Below are 6535 nucleotides of genomic sequence, written 5' to 3' on the forward strand. Positions count from 1 at the left end.
GCGAAAGGCGCTGTGCGTCTACCGGGCTAGAACACAGGCGTCTACACGACACTGCCTGGTCAGAATGCAGTGAAACACTGCACGGTGACCATTGGTTGAATTCCGGACACCAGTGAAGAGCATAAGCCATTCGATCCAGCAACCACTGCTGGAAGAGAACCTGCGTAGGAACGCCATAAGCGCGAAAGGCGCTGTGCGCCTACCGGGCTAGAACACAGGCGTCTACACGACACTGCCGGGACAGAATGCGGTGAAACACTGCACGTTGACCATTGGTTGAATGCCGGATACCAGTGAAGGGTATAAGTCATGTGATCAAGGAATCACGGATGGAAGAGAGCTAGCGTAGGAACGCCATAGGCGCGAAAGGCGCTGTGCGTCTACCGGGCTAGAACACAGGCGTCTACACGACTCTGCCGGGGCAGAATGCGGTGAAACACTGTACAGTGACCATTGGTTGAATGGCGGACACTTGCGAATGACATAAGCCATTCGATCAAGTAAACGCTGCTGGCAGAGAACCAACGCAGGAAACACGAGGGTACGAAAGACGCTGTGCGTCTACCTGTGCTAGAATACAAACGTCTACACGACATTACCGGGCCAGAAAGTGGTGAAACACTGTACGATGATGGTGGTATAAGGCCTTGGAAAGAAAAAAGAATACGGAATGTCTCTGACGGATAGCTTTTCTACATGTAAATGTATATTAATCACATGTTGATGATTCGCTCATAGGAGCAAATACATAGGAAAGCTAAAGCAGAGATATTCCACCCATATGACCCAGCAGGAGAGTTCGCAAACGAAAATGCGAAAACTTCCTGTTGGGTCAAACTTTTTATAGGCATTGGATGTATTGTATGGTGACGATATTATACAGTAACAGTTGAAGGATAAGGGGAAATGCTTGGGGATTGTATAAAGTTTGTTTCCACCATAGAAATCCGGTAATAATCGATAAATACCGGAATCGCGTTGTACAAAGAGTGAAAGTAGCTCGTATCCAATCAAGGCCTAGCAGTCAATAACAAGGAACTTCCGTAGACATCAGCTATTCGATTTTAAGCAACCGCTGCGGGAAGAGAACCAGCGTAGGAAACACCATAGGAGTGAAAGACGCTGTACGTCCACCGGGCCAGAGTACGGGCGTTTACACGACATTGCCGGGCCAAAATGCGGTCAAACACTGCACGGTTACAATCGGTTGAGTACCAGACCTGTTCTGAACAGAAGGAAGGCGGATTACATCCGGTCAAGCTGGTGGCCAAGGACCTAGCTTGGAGGTCTGTAAGGAACACAGCGGAGAAGACAAGTATCAGCTTCCTTATCTATGGCGGATACATTTGTAAAAGGATATACCAAAAATAGAAGAAAAACATACGAAGAACCATTCTAAAAAAACAAATGGGCCGTTCATGAACGAGTATTGCTTCGCACTCTTGCTGGAAACAATGGAATCATTAGAAAAGGAACCCACTCCGGGTTTGGCCGGAATGGGTTCCTTTTTCATTTTTTGTATTGGATACAGATTGAGCAAAAAAATAAGGTTTTCTCAAAACCTGGCATGGTCGAGAGTGCCTATTTGTAGATGAAGAAAACTCGAAAGGCCAAGCCTCATAATCGATAGAAATATGCTTTGCGAGTGTCATTACTTTTATTTATGCAAGAGCAAATTAATTTTGGATAGAAACGTCAAAAAATCGAACCAAATAGTTAAAAAATTACAAATACTTCCGAGAATATCCGGTGTAGAATTTTATCATCAATAAAATATCTGCCAATAGGCGGTTGCGGCAAAAGGGGGTATATAGGATCAAAGAACCGTCAAACGATTCTCTGGCAGAGTCTGCTGTGAAATGTTTTTCTATGGCGGACACCGCACAGCATTTGCTATGTTTCCTAACTGTGTTACAGCATGGAAACAGTAGAGTATTCTGTTTATCAAAGGAGGAGCTTATGAAAAAAAGGCTGTTAAGTCTCGTTCTCTCTCTGGCGATGGTCATTACCATGCTAGCCCCTGTGGCGTCTGCTGCGCCAAAGGTGGAGGAGCCGCTTACACATCATGGATTGCAGGGCGAATACTATCTGGTCCAGGATACAAGCGGCTATCCTTTTACAACATTAAAAGGCATTTATGTGGACTCGGATATCGCGTTTAGCGATACAGAAAACATGCTCAGCAAGCGTACCGGCGCCAGCGATTGGGCTGGCGCACGTTGGACAGGCCGCTTAGTGGCTCCGACCACAGGCGAATATACCTTCTATTTCTATTCGGACAACGGTGCCCGTCTATATATAGAAGATATGGAGAAGCCGATCATCGATTGGTGGGTCAATCAGTGGGATGTTGAGCAAACAAGTGCTCCGATCCATCTGGAAGCTGGCCAGGTTTATGATTTCAAGATGGAATGGTTTGAAGCAACCGGCGGCTCTCATGTATATGTACGTTGGTCCAATGACCAGGGTATGGCAAAGACCGAGATCCCGGCTTCTGCGTTTTATCTTCCGGCAGATTTTGCCGGCCCGCTTGTAGATGACGTAAATACCGACAATGCACAGCTCGACAAGGATGAAGGTTTAGGTGGTACAATCACTCTCACTGGTTCGAATTTCTCTGAGGGGATTACCGCAGAACTGGTGACGTTGGGTGGGTCCTCTTTGGAGCCGCAGGCTGTCATGGACGTTGTCTCTGTCAGCGATACCGAGTTGGTAGTCAATGTTCCGGAGACCTTGAAACCCGGAGCCTATAAGATTCAGTTGAGCCAGGACATGTACATCCAGTATGCAGATTCCTATATCGTGGTTACTTCCTCCTCCGGCAGCGAGGTCGCCCGCAGCGAACATCCCCGTCCGGATTGGAAGCGCGACAAGTGGATGAACCTCAACGGCGTATGGGACTTTGAATTTGACCCCAATAAGGTGGGCGAGGACGAGAAGTGGTTCGAGTCCAAGGATTATGAACTGAAGATCAATGTCCCGTTCCCGTGGGAGTCCCCGGCGAGCGGCATCGAGGACGGTTCTTACCTCGGTACTGCATGGTATCAGCGTAACCTCAACTTGGACGATTCCTGGGTTGCCGATGGCGAGCAAGTATTTTTGAAGTTTGGAGCGGTCGACTGGTTCTGTTCCCTGTATGTAAATGGACAAAAGGTTGGCGACCATGAGGGCGGTTATACCCCATTTGAGTTCAACATTACCGATTATGTACAGGCCGGCGACAACAAGATCACCTTGATGGTGAATGATGAGGCCTCTTATGGCAAGGATGAGTATCCGGCGCTGGTTGGCAAGCAGGGACATAACGCTCCATGCGGCTATACACATACCAGTGGCATCTGGCAGACCGTCTATTTGGAAGGCCGGAGCAGTACCTATATGGATTATGCGCATGCAAATCCGGATATTGACAACTCTTCCGTTCAGTTCGATCTGAAAGTTCAGAGCGACGCAGACAAGACAGTCACAGTCGCTTATGACTTTAAGAGCGTTCTTTGGGACGACGAAAAGGGCGAAAATATTGAAACTGGCTCCACATTTAGCGGTACACAGCAGATCACATTGAAGGCCGGTGAAAATGAAGTTTCTCTGGACCCAATTGCGATTACAGACCAGAAACTGTGGAATTTTGATTCCCCGAACCTCTATGAAGGTACCGTTCGTCTCCTTGACGGCGACACAGAGCTGGACAACGTGGCTACGTATTTTGGCCAGCGCAAGGTCAGCACTGAAAAGTATGACGGCAGAAACTATGAGTACATCTATGTCAACAACGAGCCGGTGTTCCTTTCCGGCTTGCTGGATCAGGGCTTCTGGGAAGAGGGAATTTATACCGCTCCCAGCGAGGAAGCACTGAAATACGACATCAAAGCAATGCGCGATCGTGGCTTTAACATGATCCGTAAACACCTCAAGATTGAAGATCCGCTCCAGTATTTCTGGGCCGACCGTCTCGGCATGTTTGTATGGCAGGATATGCCGCACGCTACTTACATGAATGCAAAGAGCTATGGCGGCGAGACTCCCGGCCGCGAGGTGTATGAATATGCTCTGGAGAGCATGCTCAACCGCGACTACAACCATCCGTGCGTCATCGCTGTGATGCTCTTTAATGAAACCTGGGGCATCGATCATAATGGCCAGAAGGCCAGTGACGGCATGACCACGAACGAGTGGATTCAGCATCTGTATTACAAGGCAAAGGAACTCAATCCGCATCTGTTGGTCGAGGATATGAGCGCGTGCAACAACGACCATATCCAGCCGACCGATCTCAACACGTTCCATATGTATCCAAAGGGGTATCAGAGCTCCAAAGATACCGTGGCAGACCGAGAGCGCAATACCTATCCGGGTTCCACCAACAACTTCTGGGGTGGGTTCCAGCAAGAAAGCGAGCCTTGGCTCAACAGTGAATATGGCGGCGTCGCTGCTTTTGACGGCGATTATGACGTATCCTGGTGCTTCAAGTATCAGACCGATATTCAGCGTCAGTATGAGAAACTCAACGGCTTTGTCTATACGGAGCCGTACGACATTGAATACGAGCGCAACGGCGTTCTGACCTATGACCGCCGCGACAAGATCTTTGGCTATGAAGATGTCGCTTACGGCGGCGACATGACCATTTTGGATCTCAACCAGCCCAATTATGTCGGCGTAGACATCAATCCTGCGATCAAGGCAGCTCCGGGCAGCCAGTACACAGCGCCGGTTGTGGCGATGAACTGGTCCGGCGAGACGCTGGAAAATCCGGTGCTCAAGTGGCGCTTTGATGCAACCGACATTTATGGCAACTACATCACTACGGGCAAGAGCGGCGAAGTCGCTCTGGACTATGCTCCGTATACCCGCGAGCAGCACGACATCTCCTTCTCCCTCCCGAACCAGAAGTGTGTTGGCACCTTTACGGTCTGGATCGAGAACAACGGCGAGAAAATTGCAAAGAACTTTGTCAACGTGATCGTTACCAACGGCAAGGATACCGCGCCGGTCAGTATCCTCACCGAAGATAGTGCCGTCCTGCGCCAGTCCAACGCAGATTCCAACACCATTAAAGACGGCGTTGGCGCAATCACCTATTCTTATATCTTGCCAGAAGGCATCGGTGCGGACGTTCTGAACAGCATGCGTGTGATTGTGGAAGCTTCTTCCTTGAAGGATGCTTCTGTCAACCACGGCATCGACAATTCTGCTTTCTCCCAGACAACGGTAGGAAGCGAACGCCCGTCCGATATGACGATTTCCATCAATGGACATGAAGTAGGTACGGTTTACCTCCCGGATAACCCGAGAGACATTCGCGGTACCTTGACACTGACGCCGGGCGAAGGCAACGGTTCCAGCGCTGGCAACTATGGCTACTTGGTAAACCTTGACATTCCGGACTCCGTACTGGAGGTCCTCAAGGCAGAGTTGGCGGAAAATAGCACCTTCACCGTCTCCTATTCGGTCAAAGAAGATGCAGAGAATGCAAATGGCCTGCGCATCTACAACGAAAGCAACGGCCGTTATGCCGTCAATCCGATGGTTATCTTGAACCCGGCGGATACCACAGGTGAAACCGTCACTCCAGAGAGCGACAACTATACCGTCGAGAGTGAAGGCAGCTTCTATGCCCGCTACAATGTAGAGGCAAACACCGGTTACAAGGTTGATGTGGCGGAAAATGAAGTTACCCTTTCCAAGGTGGACGGCACTGTGCTTGCAACAGCAGATACAGACGCCTCCTGTGTAAAGGCGACCTTCTTTGATGACCATATCACAGTCTATGCGAACAACAATCCGGTTCCGGTTATCGATGTATACGACTACAGCGACTTCTCCGGTATTGCCCAGGCAATCGGCGGCACCCTGACCGTTGCACCGGAAAGCTATGACGTGCTTTCCTCTGGCGATATGCAGGCAGATGTACAGTTCGCCGATTCCTTCAACATTGGTTCCGGCACCACAGCGGGCCGCCCGAACCCGACATTTGACGAGCGTTATACCCTGATGAGAGGCGACAAAAATCAGCCGAACGATTCCCAGAAGTCCGATGGACTGTGGGACGGCTCCAATGAGAATAACAATCTCTATATGGAAGCTGATTGGGGAAATAAAGCGATCATCAACAACACCGAATCCACCGATCTGGTTGCAGAAGCGGACATCACACTGACTGAGGTCAATCCCGGGACGGATGGCAACATGGGTCTGATTATTCGCGGCAGCAATTATCTGGAAAATGTGGACGGTGCAGACGGCTACTATGCAGGATTTGGCGAAGGCTATATCCAGGTGGGCAGAATGCACAATGGCTGGACGGAACTGGCCAAGGTGGATGCTCCAATTGCAGTAGGAGAGACTCACCGCATGCGTTTTGTGGCGGTTGGCTCGAGAATCCGCGTCTATTTGGATGACTCAAAGGTCTAACCGTGAAGCGACGAAAAACGCGAAAGCGTTTCACGCGTAAATGCGAAAATTCTACACGAGTATGGTAGTCGTTCTGTCAATATTGTTCATGGCATAACCGAACGAGTAGATGCACATAACA

1 protein-coding gene is annotated in these 6535 nt (G+C 49.6%); it reads left to right on the forward strand.

Annotated features, from left to right (window positions below; translation table 11 throughout):
- Positions 1-1959: 1959 nt before the first annotated feature.
- Complete coding sequence (locus ACGCCZ_RS00165; protein ID WP_411654997.1) at positions 1960-6414, forward strand: sugar-binding domain-containing protein; 4455 nt, start codon at positions 1960-1962, stop codon at positions 6412-6414.
- The last annotated feature ends 121 nt before the right edge of the window (positions 6415-6535 follow it).

It is taken from the genome of Anaeromassilibacillus sp. SJQ-1, from assembly GCF_046693725.1.
GTDB lineage: Bacteria > Bacillota > Clostridia > Oscillospirales > Acutalibacteraceae > Anaeromassilibacillus.

Excerpts from the sequence above, each read along its gene's own strand:
- ACGCCZ_RS00165 (WP_411654997.1), top strand. The coding sequence starts at position 1,960 with ATGAAAAAAAGGCTGTTAAGTCTCGTTCTCTCTCTGGCGATGGTCATT.